The sequence below is a fragment of the Roseovarius mucosus DSM 17069 genome (assembly GCF_000768555.3).
Taxonomy (GTDB): Bacteria; Pseudomonadota; Alphaproteobacteria; order Rhodobacterales; family Rhodobacteraceae; genus Roseovarius; species Roseovarius mucosus.
This window is the reverse complement of sequence record NZ_KN293988.1, coordinates 61,393-82,682: the sequence shown is the minus strand read 5'-3', so window position 1 is coordinate 82,682 and position 21,290 is coordinate 61,393. Positions and strand designations below refer to the sequence as shown.

Sequence of the window (21,290 nt, the reverse complement as noted above, 5' to 3'; positions counted from 1 at the left end):
CCGAAGCTGGCTGAGTGCGACCCTTTCAGATCAAGGCAGAAGTAATGACCCTCAACAGACTGATTTCACGACGGCACGTGCTGCGCACCGGTGCCGCTTTCACGGCCATATCCACTCTGTCACCGGCACGAGTAGCGATGGCAGGTCCGACAGAGGACCCATTCTTGCTACGCGCTGCGGCCGGACAAGCCGCCCTGCGACCGGCACCCTACGGCCCTACCGACGTCTGGAGCTACAACGGATCCCTCCCCGGCCCCGAGATCCGGGTGCGGCAGGGAGACCGAATTCGGGTTCTGGCCCGGAACGGGCTAAATGAAGGGACGACGGTCCACTGGCATGGCATTCGCACACCCAATGCGATGGACGGTGTGCCGTTCCTGACACAGGACCCGATCCCGGTCGGTGGCGAGTTTCTCTACGAATTCGATGCGCTGGACGCAGGTACATTCTGGTATCACCCGCACCAGCGCAGTTCGGAACAGGTCGGGCGCGGGCTTTACGGGCCGCTGATCGTCGAGGAAGCAAACCCGATCCGCGTGGATCGCGATTTGACCTGGATGCTCGATGACTGGCGGATGACCGGCGACGGACAGATTGCGACAGATTTCGGAAGCCGGCACGACGCGATGCACGGCGGTCGTATCGGCAATTCCGTGACGATCAACGGCCAGATCCCTGACCGTATCGCGGTGCGATCCGGGGAACGCATCCGCCTTCGGCTGGTCAATGCAGCGAACGCGCGGATATTCGGGCTGGATTTCGGGGGGCTTGCGCCGGTCGTGGTCGCTCTGGACGGTCAACCCGTGTCACCTCATGTACCAGACGATGACATCGTGGTGGTCGGTCCGGCCATGCGTGTCGATCTGGTGATTGATATGACCGGCAAGCCCGGAGAGAGCCTGACCATCACCGATGTCTTCTACAGGGATCTGGAATACCGTCTGGTCGATCTCGCCTACGGGCCGGATCGGTTACGGGACGCGGTCCCGGACTGGTCGATGGAACTGCCACCCAACCCGCTGGCCGAACCCGATATGCAAGCTGCCACGCGGCATCAGATCATCTTTAATGGCGGCATGATGGGGCAGATGATGATGGGCGGCGGCATGGGGTCCATGATGGAGCAGATGCGCGAAGGCAACATGTGGTTCATCAACGGCAAAGCAGCAACGGGGCACATGATGGATCCATTGCTGGTCCTGCCGCAGGGCACGTCGCATGTGCTGCAGATGGACAATCGCACCGCGTGGCATCACCCGATGCATCTTCATGGACATTCGTTCCGTGTGATCACACGGAACGGGCAACCGACACGGCATCGCGAATGGCAGGACACCGTCCTGATGGCACCGGAGGAACGGGTCGAGATCGCCTTCGTGGCGGACAATCCGGGAGACTGGATGTTCCATTGTCACATCTTGGAACACCAGGCGGCCGGCATGATGGGCATCATACGTGTCGATCCTGGCACGACCAAAACCTGAAACAATCTCACGTAACGATCACCACGAAAGGAAAGAACCGATGAAGAAACTAATTGGACTTGCCAGTCTTGGCACCGCAGGTGCTGCCGCTGTCCTTGCAATGAGCCTGAATGCCGCGCCTGCAGCAGCGCAAGAGGCCACGCTCTACAAGAACCCGCAATGCGGATGCTGCGAGAGCTATGCGGACTACCTGCGCGAGAATGGCTTCACGGTCGAGGTAAAGCCGACCCATGATCTGGCTCAGATCAGCCGTGATGCAGGTATCCCGGACGATTTCCAGGGCTGCCATACGACCTTTCTGGGTGACTACGTCGTCAGCGGTCATGTGCCAATTGATGTCGTCAACAAGTTGCTTGATGAGCGCCCGGACATTGCCGGTCTGACACTTCCCGGCATGCCGTTGGGATCGCCGGGTATGGGGGGCGCGAAGCAGGAACCGTTCAAGATTTACACCGTCGAAGAAGGTGTGAACCCGACCGTCTATGCGGTCGAATGATTAATTGCGCGGACTGGTGCGATCCCGTGCCTGACCGGTTTCAAGGGAAAACAAAGGATGAAGTGCATGATGATGGATGGTGGAATGATGGGTGGCGGCATGATGATCGCGATGGGACTGGTTTGGTTACTCATCGTGGCGGTGCTGGTGCTCGCGGCAATCGCCTTGGTCAAATACATCCGCTCGGACAGCGGAAAATAGAAATGCGCCAAGATGCGGAATGAGGGCGACAGCAACGGCGACGGCCTGTTGTCGATGGGGATTGGTCTGGGGGCGTGCGTCCTGCTTGTCGTGGCATCGATAGTAGCACTCTCGTTGTATTTGGATAGCCAGAAGAAGGCACAAGCGACATGAAAAACACCATTAGGCTCGCCGCGGTCTTGCTCGCCACAACGGTCTCTCCCGTTTCGGCGGAGAGCGACTTGCGCATGGGCGAGCGTCTCTATCAGGAGAATTGTGCCAGTTGCCATGGCGCAAACCTGGAGGGGCAGCCTGATTGGCGCACCCGATTGCCGAACGGCAGATTGCCTGCCCCGCCGCATGATGCGTCGGGTCATACCTGGCATCATACGGACCGCGTATTGTTCGACATCGTGAAACGCGGACCGGCGGCGATTGTCGGGGCCGGTTATGAAAGCGACATGCCCGGATATGAGGGCGTACTGACAGATGACGAAATCACGTCGATCGTCGACTACATCAAGAGCACCTGGCCCGACAAAGAACGTGCCTTTCAGAGTGAGCGGACCCGCGAGGACCAGCAAGCAAAGCCATGACCAGCTATCGTGACAATATGACTGTTCCCACGCCCCGCCGGAGAAATCTCGGCTTTGTGCTGGTGCCCGTCGTGGCTTTGGCCCTTATGGTCCTGTTTGGCTGGGGGCTTTTCAGCGAGGGCGATGATCTGCCGTCCGCGCTTATCGACAAGCCCGTACCGGAGTTTGCACTCGCTCCGGTGCTCGGCCGCGAGGAAGGTCTTTCGACGCAGGACCTGATCGGCCATGTTTCGCTGGTGAACGTCTTCGCCTCGTGGTGCGTGCCCTGCCGCGCCGAACATCCGCTATTCATGGAATTGAGCGCCACGGGCGAAGTGCCGCTCTACGGGATCAACTACAAGGATCCGCCCGAACAGGCGCGCGCCTGGCTAGACGAACTGGGTGATCCCTACACCCGCATCGGGGCCGACATAAACGGACGTGCGGGCATCGAGTGGGGTGTTTACGGCGTGCCTGAAACCTATGTCATCACGTCCGACGGCACCATTGCCTACCGCCATGTCGGCCCCATCACGCGAGCGATTCTGGAGGAAACCCTTTTGCCGATCGTCCGTGATCTGAAAACCCAAGCCGGCAAGGAGCCAACGCCATGAAATATCTAAAAACGGCGCTGCTCGTCTGGGCATTGTCCGTCGGCGCTGCGTTTGCCGGGCCGCAAGGCTTCGCACTGCACGACACGCCGCAGCCGGTGATCAATGTGCGCTACGAGACCGAGGACGGCAGCCGTGGGGACATGGAGGATTTTCGCGGCAAGGTGATCCTCGTGAATGTTTGGGCAACCTGGTGCGTGCCATGCCGGGAAGAGATGCCGACGCTGGATGCGCTTCAGGCGGAACTTGGCGGCGACCGGTTCGAAGTGGTCGCCCTGTCCATCGACCGGGCCGGATCGCCCGTCGTGCGGCGTTTCTACGACGAGATCGGTGTCACCAATCTCAAGATATATGTCGACAAGACCATGCTGTCGATGACCGCGCTGCGCACCGTCGGTCTGCCGACAACGATCCTGATCGACGCGCAGGGGCGGGAGCTTGGGAGACTGGTCGGCCCGGCCGAATGGGATGATCCCGAGATGGTCTCCTTCTTGCGAGGCTTTATCGAATAAGCGCCCCTGAAAGAGCGCCGCCCGCCCTTGACCGCCCAGTTATCAGAATGACCAGTACTCAAACTTCAGAAGGATTTTCCGGATGACCGACATATCATCTTCCAACGATGCGGGTGCCGCCGACATCGAAAGCGCAGGCAACTGGCCCCGGTGGTTGACACGCAGACGATTGCTGTTCGTCGGTGCGGCAACCGTGATGGGCGGCGGCATGGCTCTGAACTGGGGATGGCTCACCGCGATCGGGCTCGCGCCTGTCCTGGTCTCACTGGCACCCTGTGCCGCGATGTGCGGGCTTGGTCTGTGCATGAAGGGCGGGTCCGGCGGGAAATGCAACGATGCGGGTAGTGGCACGCCCGATCAATCCGAAAGGTGATGCAGTTGATTATCTATCTGACCCGGCGCGCCGCCTTGGTCACACTTGCGGCCACGATCTCCTTTCCGGCCTCCGCCAATCATCCGGGTGAAAATCTGGATGCGCGGATGTTCGAGATGGAGCCATACTTCCAGGCCATCGACGCAGCACAGGCCCCGGATTTCGAGTTGCGGAATGCGGAGGGCAATCCTGTGCGCTTGGCGGATTTCAGCGAAAGGGTCGTCATCCTGCATTTCATCTACGCCAACTGCCCGGATCTCTGCCCGCTCCATGCGGAAAAGATCGCGGCGGTCCAGGCTTCGATCAACGACGGGCCGATGAGCGATCTGGTGCAATTCATCTCGATCACGACCGATCCCGTGAATGACACGCCGGACGTTCTGCGCGACTACGCGGACCGGCATGGGCTCGATCCGAGCAACTGGGTCATTCTGACCAAACGGCCCGATCAGAGCGACGACGCGACGCGCCTTGTGGCGCGGGACTATGGGCTCGAGTTCACCACGACCGCCGACAGCGACATGATGATGCACGGTGCGGTCACCCATGTCGTGGATATCGGCGGGCGGTTTGCCGCAAAGTTCCATGGCATGGATTTCAAGAATGTGAACCTGATCCTCTATGTCAGCGAGTTGATCAACAATGCCCAGCATCGACGCCGGGAACGCAGTTGGTGGGACCGGGTGACAGGGGTGTTTCAATGAGTGTCACCGCGACTGGCGTCAGGCTGTCCTCGACAGACGGAATTTCACTGACAGCCCTGCGTCGGTATTTTTCGGTAATCATCCCGGCCAATCTGGTCTGGGAGTTCGCGCACATGCCGCTCTACACGATCTGGAACGAGGGCACCTGGGGTGAGATCGTCTTCGCTGCGGTTCATTGCACGGGTGGCGACATCCTGATTGCCATGAGCGCGCTGGTGCTCGCCTTGATGATGTCGGGCCGAGGCTGGCCCATTGTCGCTTCGACGCGACGCTCGGTAACCGTCCTGACGGTGGTGTTCGGGTTGGGATATACGCTGTTCAGCGAATGGCTCAACATCGTGATCCGCGCGGCTTGGGCCTATTCGGACCTGATGCCGATCATTCCGGTCCTCGATGCAGGGCTGTCGCCCGTGCTGCAATGGATCGTAATCCCGCTGATTGCCTTCTGGTGGGCATCACGGCCCTTTAGCGGACATGGAAACGCATGATGGATATTTCCGGCATCGGCATCTTCGCGGCCTTTCTGGCGGGGGCCATTTCGTTCCTGTCGCCCTGCGTCCTGCCACTGGTTCCGGGCTATGTTTCCTACATCGCTGGCCAGCCGGATTTGCGCACGACACGGTCGGTCGGTCTGCGGGCGCGCGCCGGGGCACTGGGCCTAAGCACCTGCTTCGTTCTGGGGTTTTCGACGGTTTTCGTCGCCCTCGGGGCCGGGGCCAGCGCGATCGGATCATTGCTGCTGACATGGCGCATCGAGCTGAACTATCTGGGCGGCGCGATCATCATCCTGTTCGGACTGGTCATGTTGGGCGTCTTTCGTCTGGATGCCTTCTCGCGCGACACCCGCTTCACACTCGACATTCCGGGGGGTCGCCCGCTTGGAGCCTACGTCCTGGGCTTGGCCTTCGCCTTTGGTTGGACCCCCTGCATCGGACCGATCCTTGGCGCGATCCTGACACTCAGTTCGACTTCCGGCGGTATGTCGGACGGAATCTGGCTGCTGTCGATCTATTCCGCGGGGCTGGGCGTGCCGTTCCTGTTGGCCGCGCTGTTCACCGACGCCATCGCCGCGCGGGTCAGACAGATCGGCAAGGCCGGTCGCTGGCTCTATAAGGGCGCAGGCGTCGCCATGATCATCATGGGCGTTGCCATCATGACCGGCCAATTGTCCCGGTTTGCCTACTGGCTTCTGGGAACCTTCCCATTCTTGGCCTCAATCGGTTAGTCTTCCTCGGCATTCCTGATGTGAAGCCAGATCAGTGCTGACCCGATGACGAGAAAGATCAGGTTGAGGAAGAACGTGTAATCGATGCTGAACCGGACCATTTCCTGAAGCGACGGCCGCTCGGTCGGGATCATCCCTACGAGAGCGAACAGGTAATGCACCGTAATTCCCGCAGCGACCATGCACAGGTACAGCAAGCCTGAAAGATAGAGCGCATACTGCCAGCCGTAATACTTTGCGCGCACCCAGATCACCGTGGCAGCAACAAGATCGGCTCCGAGAAAGGCGATCACGCCTCCGAACGACGCGTCGCGCGACCAGAGCATCGCGGCCAGGGGGACATTGCCCATCGACCCGATGAAGGTGAAGAAGGCCACGACCGGTGCCACCAGCGCGTTTTCAAGAACGATCAGGAAGCCCGGCGCGTCCTGCGCACCGCCATCTCCGACCAGAAAGATCGCGTTCCAGAAGCTCTGCGGCACAAAGACGGAAATGAAACCCGCGACCGTGAAGCCGAAGAGGATCTCCTTCCAGACCATCTTCCATTCCATGAAGAAAGCGCGGGCGATCCGGTCCCATCCTTCGCGGGACAGCAGTTTGTCGCGGAACGAACCCTTCATGGTCTGGTCCCTCTCCATACCTTCGTCGGACTGGGCCTTCTCCGCATGCTCTTTTGCGCTTTCGACAAACGACCTTGGAAGCCATATCAGGGTGAGGGCATAGGCGTAGATCGTCATCAGGATGCCAAGCATGAAATTTGCCACCATGAATTTCCAGCCCAGCAGGACCAGAAGGACGATTCCAAGCTCGATCACCAGATTTGTCGATGAAATCAGGAAGGCGATCGAATTGACCGGATGCGCACCCTTCACGAGGATCGAACGCGACGCGGCAAGAGCCGCGAAGGAACAGGACGATGACACAAACCCAAAGAAGCCGGCAATGCCTGCCTTCCTGGCACCACGGTCGCCAAGAACACGCGCCATCTGATCCCGTGTCACGAAAATCTGGATGCCTGCGGAGATGATATACCCGAAGATGAGCGCCCAGAGCGCCTTCCAGAGCATGCCCGCCCCGGTCGTGAATGCTTCGATTATCTGGTCCATTCAGCTTGACCCTTTTTCGCAGTGCTGTCCGACTTGCGCATCTATCGGGAGAACGAGTCCGAGGGATATGAAAACGGCACCCGCCTTTCAGCCGATCAGATAGACCCTAATCGGCATCCAGATCCCCATGACCATCATCATCAGGTTCTCTGTGAGCGAGACAAAGCCGAGCGGTACGTTGCTGTCGCCGCCGACGCAGGCGCACTTCAATTCACGCTTGTCGATATAGACCGCCTTGAAAACCGATACTGCGCCAACAGTGCCGATGAACAAGGCCACCGGTGCCGAAAGCCAGGTCAGCGCCCCAGCGACCATGAGGATACCTGCGAAAGCCTCTCCGAACGGATAGATTTTGCCATATCGTACCCACCGACGCGCCAGCAGGTCGTAGTTCAGGAACATGGTCGAAAAGCTTTCGACATCCTGAAGTTTTTGTACGGCCAGAAAGCACATCGAGATCGAGATGAACCATTCCAGGGCGCGCAGGGTGAAAATGTTCTCGAAGCTGTACCACGACAAACCGAGCGCCATCAGGAACGCGACGGCAAAGATCGTGATCACGGGCTGGTAGGACGTGTCCGAGCGTTCGTCTTCCGGCGCATCGATGCCGAAATGGACCCGAAGGTCGTCATATCCGCCGATCCGCTCTTCCCCGATCCAAGTTTGCGGGGTGGTTTCGACGCCGTGCTCTTCCATGAACGCGTCGGTTTCCTCACGCGTGGTCAGATGGTGGTCCTCAACCTCATACCCTTGCCTCTCCAGCAAGTCTTTGGACTTCAGACCGTAGGGGCAGAGGTGGCCCGGCATGACCATGCGGTACAGCGTCGCCGACTGCGCTTGTGTGCTTGAATGGTGCTTCATGTCATGCCCCGCAACTGTAGAATCCCCGGAATCCGGCGGTCAGACCGGCATCGAGCTCGATCGTCAGAGTCGCATCGACCGGTTCGGTACCTGCGGTTTCGAGCGCAGCACCGTCTTGGGGAACGCCAAGGCGGATCGACAGGCCTTCTGTGCCCAATTCGCCGGCTGCATTCTGTTCGACCCGGACGAGATCGCCGCTCAGCTTGACGAGCCCGACGGCTGCGCCATCGATCTCACCCAATGCCAGTGAGGCCGGACTGCCGGTTGTATAGTTGAATGTGCACGCCGCGCCATTCGGCAGAAGCTGCGCGATATCCTCCTTCGTCAGGAAGCCGGGGTCGAGCACTGCGACGTTTGCTGTTGACAGGGCTTGATCCAAGCTCACAATACGGGGGCTCTCGACACTTGCAGTCTCGGATGTGTCGCCGGATGCATCGATATCGTTGATCAGATAGCGCATCTCCGCGATTTCCTTATCTTGCGCATAGATGATCTCGTCCGCGAGCTTGCGCACGCGCGGATCCGAGATATCGGCGCGGCTCGATGTCATGATCGCGATCGAATGGTGTGGGATCATCGCGCGCATGTAGCTGGTATCGCCCACCGTGACCTGGCTTCGTACGAGCCAGAGCGAGGCGGCGAACACGACGACGGCACCGCTGAAAATAGCGGCATTTACGGTCTTGCTCGAATACATTGAAAGCATGAACGCCAACATGATGATCGCCATCGTCGCACCCATCAACAGCGCCATATAGGCTCGGGTTTCGGACCAGAAAACATGGGTCAGAAGATAGGTGTTGAGATACATCAGCCCGAACATCACGACCGTCGAGGTCGCGATCATGGCGGTAAATCTCCAATATGACATGACGTGCTCCTTTCGCTTGTTCCATCCCCGTTCAGAACATCAACAACCTTCCAGCGATGGAGGGTTCCAACTCTTTTGGGATGAGGTTTTGTGGCGCTCCTAATCCATCTTTCTCGTGACCACGAGGAAGATTGTAGAGGCCGAGCAGCTGATGAGGAGAAAGCCATTCAGGGCCTCGATGCCGGCAAGAAAGCGCAAATGACCCGTGGGATAAATATCGCCAAGCCCCAGAGAGGAGTAATTGACGATGGAAAAGTAGAAAACATCCATGAATGAATCGACGTTGTCTTGAGCGAAACCGCCAATACCTAAGAACTCGCCGAAACTGAAACCCAGTGCGTAAAGCCCGGCTTCACCTATGTGGGCGGTCGCGAGTGTATAGAGGGCAAATAAGAGGCGGCTTAATTGTGTGAATGGAGTGCGTTTGGTGGCCGTCATGACGAAACTCATCGCACGGACATGCACAAGTCCGCTCAAACCGAAGAGCACAATCGCAAAGAGGATCGCCCAAGCCAAACGCTCGCACCCTACAACGCAGTATTCTTGAGTTGCTCTTCGCCGCGGTGTTTCGTTGCCAAATCGGCGAGGATTGGGCAATCCGGGCGGTGATCCCCGGCACAGGCGTCCACTAGATGTGCTAGCGTCGCGCGCATTTCCTTCAGCTCCGCAATCTTGTCGTCGATCCGTTCAAGATGCTGCTCGGCGATATCCTTGACTTCGGCGCTGGCGCGTTTTTCGTCCTCGTACAGAGCAATAAGGTTGCGGCAGTCTTCAATGCTGAAGCCGAGCGCCCGGGAACGGCCGAGAAACGCGAGCTTGTGCGCATCGCTTTCACGGAATGTGCGATAGCCGTTCGTGCTGCGAAGAGGCTTCACAAGCCCGACATCCTCGTAGTATCGGATCGTCTTGGCTGGGAGGCCAGAAAGGGCGGCGACATCTCCAATATTCATGATCAGGTTCTCCTTATTCAGCGGCGACAGGGTTAGGGGATAGTAAAGTGGCCTCTTCACCACCGCGCGCTCTGGCTTCTTCCATGATGGGACGGACCCTGCGTAGCCGAAGGGCGTTGGTCAGCACGAAGACCGAACTCAGTGCCATGGCTCCGGCAGCCAGGACTGGCGAGAGCAACAAGCCGAACGTGGGGTAGAGCACACCCGCAGCCACCGGGATCAGCGCGACGTTGTAGCCGAACGCCCAGAACAGGTTCTGACGGATGTTGCGCATCGTGCGGCCTGATACTTCAAAGGCGTTGACCACGCCGCGTAGATCGCCCGACATCAGCACCACATCGGCGGATTCGATGGCCACATCGGTTCCCGTGCCGATGGCGATACCGACATCCGCATGTGCCAGCGCGGGGGCGTCGTTAATGCCGTCGCCGACGAAGGCGATCCGTCGGCCCCCTTGGCGAAGCTCGTTTAGTGCGGCCACCTTGCCATCGGGCAGAACGCCGGCGATCACGTGGTCGATGCCGGTTTCGCGTGCGATGGCATCGGCTGTCTCGCGCTTGTCGCCGGTGATCATAGCGACCTCCAGCCCAAGGCGGTGCAGCGCGCCAATGGCGGCCGCGCTGGCGGGTTTGACCGGATCGGACACGCCGAGGACCGCTGCAACCCTGCCATCCACCGCGGCAAACAATGCCGTGCGGCCCAGCACGGCCAAGCGGCCCTCCGCCTCGACCAGCGACCCGATGCTCAGTCCTTCGCGGACCATCAGGCGATCTGCACCGACAAGCACCTCGTGGCCGGCAACCTTGGCCCGAACGCCGTAGCCCGTGATGGATTCGAAGCTCTCGACGTCGTGACGTGCCGCGTTCTCGGCCTGGGCCGCGCGCACGATGGCTTCGGCGATGGGATGCTCGGACTGCGTCTCGACCGCCGCCACCAGTGCCAGGATGTCGGCCCGGTCGACCCCGTCGGCCAGGACCATATCGGTCAGTTCGGGGCGCCCTTGGGTGACGGTGCCGGTTTTGTCGAGCGCGATAACATTCACCGACGTCAGTCGTTGCAGCGCGTCGCCCTTGCGGAAAAGCACACCCATCTCGGCTGCGCGCCCAGTACCGACCATGATCGAGGTCGGCGTGGCCAGTCCCATGGCGCAGGGGCAGGCTATGATGAGAACCGAGACCCCGGCCACAAGCGCGTAGGACAGGGAGGGCGAGGGGCCGACCAGCAGCCAGACCAGAACGGTCAACGCGGCCAGTGCCATGACCGCCGGCACGAACCACAGCGTGATCCGGTCCACCAGGCCCTGGATCGGCAACTTGGCGCCTTGCGCCTGCTCCACCATGCGAATGATTTGCGCGAGCGTCGTGTCGGCGCCGACACGTGTGGCGCGGAACTGGAAGCTGCCGGTGCCGTTGACGGTGCCGCCGGTGACCGGATCGCCCTCGGACTTGGAGACGGGAACCGGCTCTCCGGTGATCATGCTCTCGTCGACATGGGCGCTGCCTTGCGTGACGTCCCCATCCACCGCAATGCGTTCGCCGGGACGCACAACGAGGATGTCGCCGGTGCCGATCCGTTCGATGGCGACGTCCTGCGGCTCCCCGTCCACTAGAACTCGCGCAGTGCGGGCCTGAAGGCCAAGAAGCTTCTGGATCGCGGCACCGGTGCGGCCCTTGGCGCGCGCCTCCATCCAGCGGCCCAGAAGGATCAGCACGACGATGACTGCCGCTGCCTCGAAGTAAACGGCACGGGACGCCACGGGCAGCAGCGCAGGCGCAAAGAGCGCGGTAAGAGAATAGAGATAGGCTGCGCCGGTGCCAACGGCGACGAGGCTGTTCATGTCGGGCGCGCCCTTCAGAAGCGCGGGGAAGCCCTTGGCGTAAAAGTGGCGTCCGGGCCAGAACAGCACAACTGTCGTCAGTGCGAACTGGATCATCCAACTTGTCTGGTGACCGATGGTGCGGCCGATCATCTCGTGCATCCCCGGCACTAGGTGTGCACCCATCTCGAGCAGGAAAACCGGCAGCGCCAATGTCGCAGCGAAGGCGGTCTTACGGGCCAGATCGCGCGCTTCGCCTGCCTTGCGGGCGCTGTGCTCCTCGGGCAAGACACTGTCCGCCGGTTCAGCAGGGTAGCCGGCGTCTGTGGCAGCTTTCATTAGATCGGAGATCTTCATCGCGCCCTCGACATAAGTCACGGTTGCGGTCTCGGAGGCGAGATTGACGTTGACCTCCAGAACGCCAGGCACTGCCGCCAGCGCCTTATCGACACGGCCGACGCAGGACGCGCAGGACATGGACGAGACGTTCAGGCGAATAGTCTGCGTCCGGACGGGATAGCCGGCCCGATCCAGCGCGTCGATCAGCTCCGGTATCCGGGTTTCCGAGTCGATTCGGACCTGCGCAGTTTCGGCCGCAAGGTTCACATTGACTTCTTCGACCCCGGGCAGCGCCGAGAGCGCGCGCTCGACCCGACCGACACATGATGCGCAGGACATGTTCTGGACAGAGACCCGCAGGTCTTGTGTGACTGGCATGAGCGTCTCCTTCGTCTCTGGGTAAGATATCTAGGGCTTCCACCAACTGGAAGGTCAAGCTTTTCAGAATATTTTTTTGCCCTTGACCTTCCTCCGCTGGAAGCGCCCACCTGAAGATAAGAGAGAAGGAGACGTATATGAGCAGCTTCACAGTTCCGGGAATGAGTTGCGGGCATTGCACCGCAACAATTGACAAGGCGATTAGGTCTATTGACCCAACTGCGACCGTTTCGTGCGACTTGAGCACGCATACCGTTTCGGTCGAGAGTTTTCTCAGCGTCAGGGCGGTGTCGGAAGCGATCAAAAACGCAGGATACGATGTGTCGGCGCCAGCCGCGACCTGAATAACCCTTGGGACTGCAATTACTGGTGCAAAACTTGCCGGATCACGTACCCAGCGTCCTGTCGTGCCAAGTCGATTAAGCGCACTCGACCAAATGATTGTCCTTGGATGGGCGGTAACTCGATTGCGTCATACCTTCGCTCGACAACCAGTCCAACTTTTCCTCGACCTCAAGATATTCAGCGCCTTTCTCGGACGCGGTTCAGTTGCCTTCCTGCTGTCGCTGGTCAGCACTTCGTTCGGCTTGAATAGCGCGCTGACGCTCCGGCCACGTTGATTGGATGTAAGCGATGATGTTCCAGATTTCGGCGTCCGACAGCTGGTCGCCGAACCCGGGCATGCCGCTTTCGAGCTCGACCCCTTGGAGGGCAAGAGCGGCCTTGCCGCCCAGCTTGGTGTAGTCAAACAGCACGCCATCGGGATGATGCCAGGTATGACCGGTTTCGTCATGCGGCGGTGCAGGCAGGACGCCATCTGGTCCGGCCGACCGCCAATCCGGCTGTCCTTCCAAATCGGCACCATGGCAGGCCGCGCAATATTCTCTGTAAAGATCTTCACCCTGTGCAATGTCGGCGGCTTCCGGCGTGGATTCGGTCAGCACACCGGCCGTGCTCATGAGCCAGGCTGCGGCTCCGCCACCGCCCAGAAAAATCACCGACAGCATCAGGTATCTTCGCATCACGTCACTCGCATCCATGTCATCATGCCGGCGGCCGCGTGGCTGAGCATGTGGCAGTGAAACAGCCAGTCGCCTGGATTATCGGCGACAAAGACAACGGTCCGCGTTTCGCCCCGGAACATCGTTATCGTATCCCGGAGCGGCCCCAATGTGGCATCCTCGCCGATTTCGCGGAAATGCATCCCGTGCAAGTGCATCGCGTGCGGGAAGGACGTGTCGTTGCTAATCTCAAGCTTGACGGTCTGCCCGAGAGCGAGACCGGCAAGCGGTGCATCGGGCATTCCGACGGTGCCGTTTAAGGCCCAGTATTCGTTTTCGTCGACCAGATCGCGGAAGGATTTCCGTTCACCGTTCAAGACCGCCGATTGCATCCGGCCCATCGCACCGCCCTCGATGTTAAGGCGAACGGGAACCGCATTGTCTAGGCCCGGAACATCCATATTCGCATTGCTCGGCAGGGCAGGGGGGTCATCCCGGCGTACGGCGGACGCCCGACCGGTCACGGTAAGGGCAACTTGTGACATACCTTCCCCATTGTCGAGGCGCACCAGATGGGCCGTTTCACCGGAGTCGGCAGTCACGTCGACGATCAGATCGGCGCGCTGGCCGGGGCCGAGAATGAGGGGTTCGCCGAGCCTCTGGGGTTGCGCCAGTGGCATCCCGTCCAACGCGATGGTCCAGCCTTCCATTCCGGCGATATCAACGACGAAGATCCGCGCGTTGGCCGCATTGATCAGACGCAGTCGAAGCCGTTCATTCTGACGCACATCGATCGCAAGACCGTACTGTCCGTTCGTCGCAACGAAATTTCCCATGCGGCCTGCGTGGCTGCGGGAATGCGCAGAGGTGAAGTCGGGATTGATCTGTGCGGTTTCGGGATCGAGAAGCCAATCGTCCAGGATCAGAACCTCCTCGCGATCCACTTCCGGAGCTTCCGCTTCCTCAACAATCAGCGCGCCGTAAAGCCCTCGGGCGACCTGTTCGAAGGACCTCGCATGGGCGTGATACCAATAGGTTCCGGCATCAGGTACAACGAAGTCGTAATCGAAACTCTCGCCCGGTTCGACGGCGGCTTGGGTCAGCCCGGCGACGCCGTCCATCGCGTTGTCGATCCGGATTCCGTGCCAGTGGACCGAGCTTGCCTGTGGCAGCGCGTTCAGTAACTTTCGCTGAACGCGGGCACCCTGCGCGATCCGCAACTCCGGGCCGGGCATCATGCCGTCATAGCCCCATATTTCCGTCTTTGGATAAGGCGGCGGCGCGAGCTGGACCGCGCTCACTTGAGCTTTGAATTCGTCAAATTGAGGCGTCAATGCGCGCCCCGCTCTGGGCAATGGAAGGACAGCGGCCGCCGAAGCGCTACGCAAAAGGAAATCCCGACGTATCATGTTCTCTCCTAGCCTTAAATAGTATGGAGCTCTGGCGCGCCCCGTCGCTTTGATCGTAGTTCGGCTGCGACACCCGTAAGGTGATTTTCTCTTCTGCTTTCAGCAACCTGATAGCCAGAAGATTGACCGACATCGCAGGCAAGTCGAAAATAGGGAGGAACCGAGTTTCGGTTTACACGACCGCGCCGAATTCCACCGAACACGTTGCCCTGCCGAGTCAAACTGCCGAGCAAATCATAGTTCAGGTCCGCGACGGTCCAGCCGCGCACGGCAAGAAGCTCTGGAAGAGTCGCGGTCGGTGGCGATTGGCCAACTTCCCGGTAAAAAAAAATTTTACCCTTTAATCTGTTAGAAAATGCCATTCGCTTCTTGGAGTTCCCGGACGAATTGCGTGACCATCTTGACATCAGCGTCTGTCAGTCCCTTGACCGGAGGCATATTCCCGAAATTCCAGTGATGCGACCGGACACCGTTTTTCGCCGCCAAGACGAAAGCCATGTCCGAATGATGTGAAGGCTCATAGATCTTGTGCACAAGTGGCGGCGCAACACCATTCTGACCTGCTGCGTTGGCGCCATGGCATTCGGCACATTTCGCCTCGAATGCGCCTTTTCCGATCTGTGCATTCGCTGACAGGTCCGTCGGCACCGAAACCTCCACGATGGGTGCCCCTCGGGCCACGCCGCTTGTGTCCGGTGGCACCATCGAGTGACCGGCCGACTGTTGCCTGGATGGGGCCGCGTTCCAATAAACGGCGAGGCCCCCGATCAAAAAAAGGGCCAGAATGGCCAGAAGCATCTTGTTCATTCTTTACTGTCCCTCGCGAGAACCACTCTGCTCAAATCAGCTTCACCTGCGTTCCCAGAGCCGTTCGTTCAAAGACTTCCTCGATATGTTCGTTGTAGAGGCCAATACATCCGTTCGACGACTTGCGCCCGATCTTCCGAGTATCCTGCGTTCCGTGGATCCGGTAATACTGCCAAGACAGATAGAGCGCACGGGTGCCCAGCGGATTGGCGGGGTCTCCGCCTGGAATAAGTGCTGGCCATTCGGGGTTGCGCTCACGCATCGACGGCGTTGGCGCCCAGCTCGGGTTCTCCCTTTTTTCGACAACCTCGGTATAGCCCCGCTTTGTCAACTCATCGGTCAGGGGAACCGATGTCGGATAGATTCGCATTTCGCCATCGGTGGTCCAATGCTGCAACACTTTCGTGATCGTATCCGAAATGATGATACCTTTGTCCAGGGACTCGAAATGGTCCCGCCACTCGTGCGTGCGGAAAGACGATAAGTTCCGACGCGTCGTTTCCACTCCCTGCGCCCGGAGTAACGACGGCGCAGCCAACGCGATTACGCCGCTCGCCGCAGCCAGTACGAAACGACGTCTATGGATTACAAAGGGTGCCTGCTCTACCATGGCATTCCTGCTACTGATTTCTTGCCTATCAGGTGTGCATAAACCACCTTCCAGCACTGGAGGGTCAAGCGAGCTCGTCTGACATAACAGTGAATTTTGTATCAGTTCGTAGCATCGCAAAAAAGTGCGCGCGAACCCGGCTGTCACCAGATCGTGATCCTCAAATATCTACCTTCGGCTTACTGACATCACGCGATTTGTTGCCGTGCCAAAATGACCTGAATGCGAGGCCTGTAAACACGAACGGCGCGCAATATGCATCCATGGAACATTGCAACCCTCATGGGCAGCACGGTTTGGAACACTGCGGTGTCGAAGCCGAAGGCGAAAACAACCTGTCCGATTTCCCAATCATTCGGCCGTTCCCTTAGTGGACACAGCGTTCCATGGCGGGAAGGTCGATAGTTAATGATTCATAGTTCGGTGGGCATCAAAAGCATCAGCCTTGGCGTCACAATTCGAGTTTCGCCTTGCGGCGCTCGTACTCCTCTTCGTCAATCTCACCTTTGGCATAGCGTTCGCGAAGAATCTCGGCCGCGTCGGATTTGCCGCCTGAGCGGGACCCGGCCGAGAACCCGCGGACGGCCAACACGATCAATGCGATGATCGCCCCCCAGAACAACAGCATCATCAAACCGCCAGCCATGCCGAATCCACCTCCCCACATCATGTGACCGAAACCGTTGCCCCAACTGTCCGCAGGATCGGCGAGCGCGGCTCCGGCGGACAATACTAGGGCTGACGGGGTTACAGCGGATACCATTTTTATCATGAGGTGTTCCTTTCTTGCTGATCAGGTTCTGTTTCGAGTGGTAAAGTGACGGTCACGAGAAGACCGCCTTCGGTGCGGTTCGTCAGCGCTACGTCGCCGCCATGGGCCCGCACAATCGTTCGCGCGATCGACAGGCCAAGACCGGTCCCACCGGTTTCGCGCGAGCGGGATTTTTCGAGCCGGAAAAACGGCTCGAACACTTGCTCGAGTTCGGCTTCGGGAACCCCAGGTCCGTTGTCGGAGACCCGTATCTGGACGTATTCGGCGTCATGTACGAAGGTGACCTCCGCCCCCCCGCCATAGCGCTGCGCGTTCTCGATGATGTTGCGCAGGGCGCGGCGCACCGATTGGGGACGCAAGCGAACGCTTATGCTGTTGGCTGTATCAAGGGTGAAGCCGTCGATCATGTCGGCCTGCAACTGCTTCAGGTAGGTTTTCAGATCCACCGTCTCGTAGACTTCGGAGCTGGCCATGCCCCGTGCAAAGGCAAGCGTTGCATCGACCATCTCCTGCATTTCCTCGATTGAGGCGACAAGACTTTCACGCGTTTCGTCCTCGTCCACCATCTCCGCCCGCACCCGCATGGCGGTCAGCGGAGAGCGCAGATCATGGCCCAATGCCGCAAGAAGTCTTGTCCTGTCCGCGACGAAACGCGTCAGTCTCGCCTGCATCCGATTGAAGGCCTGCGTGAGGCCGCGCACCTCGCTCGGACCGATCAGTGGCAACGGATCGACGGCTTCCCCCTTTCCAAGCCTGTCGGCTGCGCGCGAAACGCGCAGAAGCGGTCCGGTTAGCCGGGTCAGAAGAAACCAGCAGGCCGAGACTAGAATGATCGCCGCCGTGATTCCGAAACTGACGATTGAAGCCCATGGCCACTGCAACGGCGGCCGCTCGAACCTTGTTCCGACATTCAGCCACTGCCCGTCCGCCAGGGCGATCGACAGTTGCATTTCGATCGCGGAAAGCTCGCCCCGCATCATCGCGAGATGCATTTCGGCCATCTCCGGCGCGAGATGTGGCATCGGCGGAATGCCTTGCTCGACCTCGTGCAATTCCACGCGGATTTCTCGATCGTTCGCGCCACCTAGTAGTCCGCGAACGCGCGCCTCTACGGCTCCACCGTCTGCATGGCTTTCATGATCGACAGCGGGAATGTCCGAAAGATCGAAACGTACCAAAGGGGAATTCGCCGCTCTCAGGATCGCCTGCTGCAAGGACTCCGGCGCCTCTTCGAGCAAGAGCGCGACGTTCGCGGCCCGGCCTGCCGCTTCGAAACCCAAGGCGGCGCGCACGGCGAGACCACGCTCGTCGACGAACAGCCACAGGCTGATCGTCTGTGCGACAGCAAGCGCCGCGACGATCAGCAGGACCAACTGCCCACGAAGATTATCGAAGGGGCGCGGCATCAGCTCAACTCGTGGACATCGGCAGCCAGGCAATAGCCGCCGCCGCGCACAGTCGTGACGATGCGCGGCCGCGACGGATCAAGCTCGATCTTCCGGCGCAGTCGGCTGATCTGATTGTCTATGGTCCGGTCAAATACTGACGCTGCGCGGCCTGCCGTCAGATCGAGCAACTGATCGCGGCTGAGGACAAAACGAGGACGTTCCAGCAGGACGGTCAAAAGCTTGAATTCCGCGCTGGTCAGATCGATTTGCTCACCGTCCTCGTTCGAAAGTACCCGACTGTCCGTGTCCAGAATCCAATGGGCAAATGCGATACGTCGGCCCGAAAGTGTACCTGCATAGGGTTCGGCTTTCGTCGAACGGCGCAGGATGGCCTTGATCCGGGCGACCAGTTCACGCGGGTTGAAGGGTTTCGCTAGGTAGTCATCCGCGCCGATTTCAAGGCCAACAATCCGGTCGGTTTCCTCCCCGAGCGCGGTCAACATCAGGATCGGAACGGATCCACTTGCCGAAAGTCGGCGGCACACGGAAAGACCATCTTCCCCCGGCATCATGACATCGAGGACGATGAGGTCGTACTTGCCGTTCGCAAGCTTCGCATCCATGTCGACCGCGTCGCGCGCGGACGTTGCGCGCATCCCGTTCTTTTCCAGGTAGCGCGTCACGGCATCGCGGATTTCGCGGTGGTCATCGACGACAAGAATGTGCGGCGGTTCGCTCATAAGCCTTCCTTTAGATGAATGCCGGGTGCTTTCCCGAAGAGATTTGTCACGAAGTGTAACAGGCCCCGCGTTTGCGACCTGCCGATACAAAACGCCTGCGCTCCCTGCATTCCTTCGCGACAGGCATCTGCCATATGTTCTGTATCGCAACACTGACACGAGGTAACCTAAATGAAACGCAATACTCTACTCGCTGCAATGACCCTCACTGCAACCGTCCTTGGCGGTGCCGCGTTCGCGGAGTCCCACCACGGACACGGCGGAAAATCCGGACCCGGTGCCGCGCAAGGAGGTGCCCCCGGCATGATGGGCATGATGGAGGGCATGGATGGAATGATGGATATGATGCAGCGCATGCATGGCAACATGATGGGCGGCGGCATGATGGGCGTTATGGGCCCGATGGGCGGAGGCATGACGAAGATGCTGGACGCTGATGGCGACGGCAAGGTCACTCCTGAAGAGATGCGCACGCAGCTGCAGGCCAAGCTTGCCGAATATGACGGCGATGGCGACGGCTCCCTCTCGATTGCAGAGTTCGAAACGCTTCACAGCGCGATGATCCGCGAGATGATGGTGGACCGATTCCAGCACCTCGATGCCGACGGTGACGGCGCGGTGACGGCGGAAGAGATGGTGGCGCCTGCCGAAATGATGGAACGGATGCAGATGATGCGGTCGAACATGGCGCAGTCGCAGGGTCAGCCCGGCAATGGCCAGGGCATGGGCGACGGCACCATGATGAACGACAATTGAGAGGTTCGGCGCCAGCTCTGACTGGCGCCGCTTCCCCAAACGTCTGATCCGAAAACATCCGGACGCAACACCAGACCGCGTCCGGACTTGCCAAGTCCAGGCAATGAGCAGCAACCACAGAAAATCCGAAAGGGAGAAAATCGAATTGGCCTATACCTATGATCGTGTCTTGAAAGATGTCGCCTTGGGCGACGCTGAAATGCGCGTCCGCGATGCATTGACAGAAAAGGGCTTTGGCGTACTGACCGAGATCGACGTGAAGGCGACGATGAAAAAGAAGCTGGGTGTGGAGATGGCGCCCTATCGCATCCTTGGTGCCTGCAATCCGGGCATGGCCCACAAGGCCATCGAAATCGAGCCGCGCATCGGCGCGATGCTGCCCTGCAATGTGATTCTGCGCCAGATGGACGGAGGCACCGAAATCAGCGCCATTGACCCTGTGGCCTCTATGCAAGCGGTAGAGAACGCCGAGTTGCACGAAGTCGCCGATCAAGTCCGCGATTTGCTCCGGGCCGCTTTGGACGCGGCCTGAAGTCTCTCTCGATGCCCTTGACCTGACATGAGGCGCAGATGAACCGTAACAATACGCTCACACCAACCGTCAAGACCGCCATCGCGCTGGCATTCGCGGCGGCCTTGCTGGTCCTTGCGTTCGGACCGCTGCCCGACACCCTGACCCGCCTGAACGGCGACAGGATCTCTGCTTGGGTCATGGCTGCAGGTATCTGGGGGCCAATTTTAGTCGTCGGACTGATGACGATAGCGATCGTGGCCACGCCGATCCCAAGTGCACCCATCGCACTGGCTGCAGGCGCGGCCTACGGCCACACCGTCGGAACAGTTTACATCGTTCTCGGTGCCGAATTCGGCGCTCTTGCAGCCTTCGTTCTCGCCCGGTTTTTGGGTCGGGACGTATTGCGGCAATGGTTTGGCGACAAGATCGATGTTGGCTGGCTTGGCTCTCAGAACGCGCTAACATTCACGGTTTTTATCAGTCGGCTGTTACCATTCGTTTCGTTCGATATTGTCAGCTATGCAGCGGGGCTCAGCCGACTGCATTTCTGGCGCTTCGGACTGGCCACGTTAGCCGGAATTATTCCTGCCAGTTTCGTACTCGCGCATTTCGGCAACGAAGCCGTCAGCGGAGACACCTCCCGTGCTGCCTGGGCTGCAATCGGACTGGGCGCTCTGACCCTGACCCCGCTCGTCTTCATCGGCGTCAGGGACTGGCAAAGATGTAGATTACGCCATGACTGATCGTGACGCACACCATCTTCTGAAACGAGCACCATGGATTGAGCGCCAGGGGCATTTCGGTTTTCGGTT

General features: G+C 59.5%; 28 protein-coding genes. 15 read left to right on the top strand and 13 right to left on the bottom strand.

The features are described from left to right. Positions 1-164: 164 nt before the first annotated feature. The 10 genes from ROSMUC_RS16575 to ROSMUC_RS16535 all read left to right on the top strand — a co-directional run bounded on the left by ROSMUC_RS16575 (position 165) and on the right by ROSMUC_RS16535 (position 6,160). The gene (locus tag ROSMUC_RS16575) at positions 165-1,484 is read left to right on the top strand and encodes a multicopper oxidase family protein (RefSeq protein WP_245875214.1); all 1,320 of its coding nucleotides are present in this window, start codon (positions 165-167) and stop codon (positions 1,482-1,484) included. A 40-nt stretch (positions 1,485-1,524) separates the two neighbouring features. Continuing rightward, positions 1,525-1,980 (top strand): DUF411 domain-containing protein, encoded by a 456-nt coding sequence (locus ROSMUC_RS16570; protein ID WP_009820203.1) that lies wholly within the window; start codon positions 1,525-1,527, stop codon positions 1,978-1,980. A 66-nt stretch (positions 1,981-2,046) separates the two neighbouring features. Continuing rightward, the gene (locus ROSMUC_RS21610) at positions 2,047-2,181 is read left to right on the top strand and encodes a hypothetical protein (protein ID WP_007121580.1); all 135 of its coding nucleotides are present in this window, start codon (positions 2,047-2,049) and stop codon (positions 2,179-2,181) included. A 149-nt stretch (positions 2,182-2,330) separates the two neighbouring features. Then, on the top strand, positions 2,331-2,756 hold the full coding sequence (locus tag ROSMUC_RS16565) for a c-type cytochrome (protein ID WP_037275465.1): 426 nt from the start codon (positions 2,331-2,333) through the stop codon (positions 2,754-2,756). Beyond that, positions 2,753-3,349, top strand: a complete 597-nt coding sequence (locus ROSMUC_RS16560; RefSeq protein ID WP_009820201.1) for a DsbE family thiol:disulfide interchange protein — start codon at positions 2,753-2,755, stop codon at positions 3,347-3,349. Before ROSMUC_RS16565 ends, ROSMUC_RS16560 begins: the two co-directional genes overlap by 4 nt. Continuing rightward, on the top strand, positions 3,346-3,858 hold the full coding sequence (locus ROSMUC_RS16555; RefSeq protein WP_037275463.1) for a TlpA family protein disulfide reductase: 513 nt from the start codon (positions 3,346-3,348) through the stop codon (positions 3,856-3,858). The genes ROSMUC_RS16560 and ROSMUC_RS16555 overlap by 4 nt, the downstream gene beginning before the upstream one ends. Before the next feature lie 82 nt (positions 3,859-3,940). Continuing rightward, a complete protein-coding gene (locus ROSMUC_RS16550) occupies positions 3,941-4,231 on the top strand; it encodes a hypothetical protein (protein WP_037275462.1) in 291 nt (96 codons plus the stop codon). Then, the gene (locus tag ROSMUC_RS16545; protein WP_037275461.1) at positions 4,231-4,935 is read left to right on the top strand and encodes an SCO family protein; all 705 of its coding nucleotides are present in this window, start codon (positions 4,231-4,233) and stop codon (positions 4,933-4,935) included. The genes ROSMUC_RS16550 and ROSMUC_RS16545 overlap by 1 nt, the downstream gene beginning before the upstream one ends. After that, complete coding sequence (locus ROSMUC_RS16540) at positions 4,932-5,423, top strand: hypothetical protein (RefSeq protein WP_037275459.1); 492 nt, start codon at positions 4,932-4,934, stop codon at positions 5,421-5,423. The genes ROSMUC_RS16545 and ROSMUC_RS16540 overlap by 4 nt, the downstream gene beginning before the upstream one ends. Then, positions 5,420-6,160 carry a cytochrome c biogenesis CcdA family protein gene (locus ROSMUC_RS16535; protein WP_037275457.1) on the top strand — a complete coding sequence of 247 codons (741 nt, stop codon included), beginning with the start codon at positions 5,420-5,422 and terminating at the stop codon, positions 6,158-6,160. The genes ROSMUC_RS16540 and ROSMUC_RS16535 overlap by 4 nt, the downstream gene beginning before the upstream one ends. Here ROSMUC_RS16535 and ROSMUC_RS16530 read toward each other — a convergent pair. From ROSMUC_RS16530 to ROSMUC_RS16505, 6 genes are all read right to left on the bottom strand, one after another. Further along, positions 6,157-7,266 carry a permease gene (locus tag ROSMUC_RS16530; protein WP_037275456.1) on the bottom strand — a complete coding sequence of 370 codons (1,110 nt, stop codon included), beginning with the start codon at positions 7,264-7,266 and terminating at the stop codon, positions 6,157-6,159. The genes ROSMUC_RS16535 and ROSMUC_RS16530 overlap by 4 nt on opposite strands. An 87-nt stretch (positions 7,267-7,353) precedes the next feature. Beyond that, positions 7,354-8,127 (bottom strand): glutaredoxin, encoded by a 774-nt coding sequence (locus ROSMUC_RS16525; protein WP_281256635.1) that lies wholly within the window; start codon positions 8,125-8,127, stop codon positions 7,354-7,356. Between the two features lies 1 nt (position 8,128). Further along, on the bottom strand, positions 8,129-8,998 hold the full coding sequence (locus ROSMUC_RS16520) for a DUF305 domain-containing protein (RefSeq protein ID WP_052115426.1): 870 nt from the start codon (positions 8,996-8,998) through the stop codon (positions 8,129-8,131). 99 nt (positions 8,999-9,097) lie between these two features. Next, positions 9,098-9,514, bottom strand: coding sequence for an ion channel (locus tag ROSMUC_RS16515; RefSeq protein ID WP_037275452.1), 417 nt, complete (start codon positions 9,512-9,514; stop codon positions 9,098-9,100). 11 nt (positions 9,515-9,525) lie between these two features. Next, on the bottom strand, positions 9,526-9,948 hold the full coding sequence (cueR, locus tag ROSMUC_RS16510; protein WP_009820195.1) for a Cu(I)-responsive transcriptional regulator: 423 nt from the start codon (positions 9,946-9,948) through the stop codon (positions 9,526-9,528). Positions 9,949-9,961: 13 nt separating this feature from the next. Continuing rightward, on the bottom strand, positions 9,962-12,481 hold the full coding sequence (locus ROSMUC_RS16505) for a heavy metal translocating P-type ATPase (protein WP_037275450.1): 2,520 nt from the start codon (positions 12,479-12,481) through the stop codon (positions 9,962-9,964). Positions 12,482-12,618: 137 nt separating this feature from the next. Here ROSMUC_RS16505 and ROSMUC_RS16500 point away from each other — a divergent pair, with 137 nt between their 5' ends. Further along, positions 12,619-12,825 carry a heavy-metal-associated domain-containing protein gene (locus ROSMUC_RS16500; RefSeq protein ID WP_075571761.1) on the top strand — a complete coding sequence of 69 codons (207 nt, stop codon included), beginning with the start codon at positions 12,619-12,621 and terminating at the stop codon, positions 12,823-12,825. A gap of 201 nt (positions 12,826-13,026) precedes the next feature. Here ROSMUC_RS16500 and ROSMUC_RS16495 read toward each other — a convergent pair whose 3' ends face one another. Both ROSMUC_RS16495 and ROSMUC_RS16490 read right to left on the bottom strand, forming a co-directional pair. Continuing rightward, a complete protein-coding gene (locus ROSMUC_RS16495) occupies positions 13,027-13,521 on the bottom strand; it encodes a c-type cytochrome (protein ID WP_245875213.1) in 495 nt (164 codons plus the stop codon). Next, positions 13,503-14,891: a multicopper oxidase family protein gene (locus ROSMUC_RS16490; RefSeq protein ID WP_037275448.1), complete on the bottom strand. Its 1,389-nt coding sequence runs from the start codon at positions 14,889-14,891 to the stop codon at positions 13,503-13,505. The genes ROSMUC_RS16495 and ROSMUC_RS16490 overlap by 19 nt, the downstream gene beginning before the upstream one ends. Before the next feature lie 122 nt (positions 14,892-15,013). On the opposite strand from ROSMUC_RS16490, the gene ROSMUC_RS21225 reads away from it, so the two are divergent. Then, positions 15,014-15,235 (top strand): hypothetical protein, encoded by a 222-nt coding sequence (locus ROSMUC_RS21225; protein ID WP_206018470.1) that lies wholly within the window; start codon positions 15,014-15,016, stop codon positions 15,233-15,235. Positions 15,236-15,239: 4 nt separating this feature from the next. Here the strand turns inward: ROSMUC_RS21225 and ROSMUC_RS16485 are convergent, their stop codons facing one another. From ROSMUC_RS16485 to ROSMUC_RS16465, 5 genes are all read right to left on the bottom strand, one after another. After that, positions 15,240-15,698, bottom strand: a complete 459-nt coding sequence (locus ROSMUC_RS16485) for a c-type cytochrome (protein WP_037275446.1) — start codon at positions 15,696-15,698, stop codon at positions 15,240-15,242. Between the two features lie 31 nt (positions 15,699-15,729). Continuing rightward, the gene (locus ROSMUC_RS16480) at positions 15,730-16,308 is read right to left on the bottom strand and encodes a L,D-transpeptidase (protein WP_037275444.1); all 579 of its coding nucleotides are present in this window, start codon (positions 16,306-16,308) and stop codon (positions 15,730-15,732) included. Between the two features lie 451 nt (positions 16,309-16,759). Next, a complete protein-coding gene (locus ROSMUC_RS16475) occupies positions 16,760-17,080 on the bottom strand; it encodes an SHOCT domain-containing protein (protein WP_075571760.1) in 321 nt (106 codons plus the stop codon). Further along, positions 17,077-18,486 carry an ATP-binding protein gene (locus tag ROSMUC_RS16470; RefSeq protein WP_037275442.1) on the bottom strand — a complete coding sequence of 470 codons (1,410 nt, stop codon included), beginning with the start codon at positions 18,484-18,486 and terminating at the stop codon, positions 17,077-17,079. Before ROSMUC_RS16470 ends, ROSMUC_RS16475 begins: the two co-directional genes overlap by 4 nt. Beyond that, a complete protein-coding gene (locus tag ROSMUC_RS16465) occupies positions 18,486-19,208 on the bottom strand; it encodes a response regulator (protein WP_037275440.1) in 723 nt (240 codons plus the stop codon). Before ROSMUC_RS16465 ends, ROSMUC_RS16470 begins: the two co-directional genes overlap by 1 nt. Positions 19,209-19,406: 198 nt before the next feature. Here ROSMUC_RS16465 and ROSMUC_RS16460 point away from each other — a divergent pair, with 198 nt between their 5' ends. From ROSMUC_RS16460 to ROSMUC_RS16450, 3 genes are all read left to right on the top strand, one after another. Then, a complete protein-coding gene (locus tag ROSMUC_RS16460; RefSeq protein ID WP_245875212.1) occupies positions 19,407-19,964 on the top strand; it encodes an EF-hand domain-containing protein in 558 nt (185 codons plus the stop codon). A 145-nt stretch (positions 19,965-20,109) separates the two neighbouring features. Further along, a complete protein-coding gene (locus ROSMUC_RS16455) occupies positions 20,110-20,496 on the top strand; it encodes a DUF302 domain-containing protein (protein ID WP_037275483.1) in 387 nt (128 codons plus the stop codon). 38 nt (positions 20,497-20,534) lie between these two features. Further along, positions 20,535-21,221 carry a TVP38/TMEM64 family protein gene (locus tag ROSMUC_RS16450; protein ID WP_099911740.1) on the top strand — a complete coding sequence of 229 codons (687 nt, stop codon included), beginning with the start codon at positions 20,535-20,537 and terminating at the stop codon, positions 21,219-21,221. Positions 21,222-21,290: the final 69 nt, after the last annotated feature.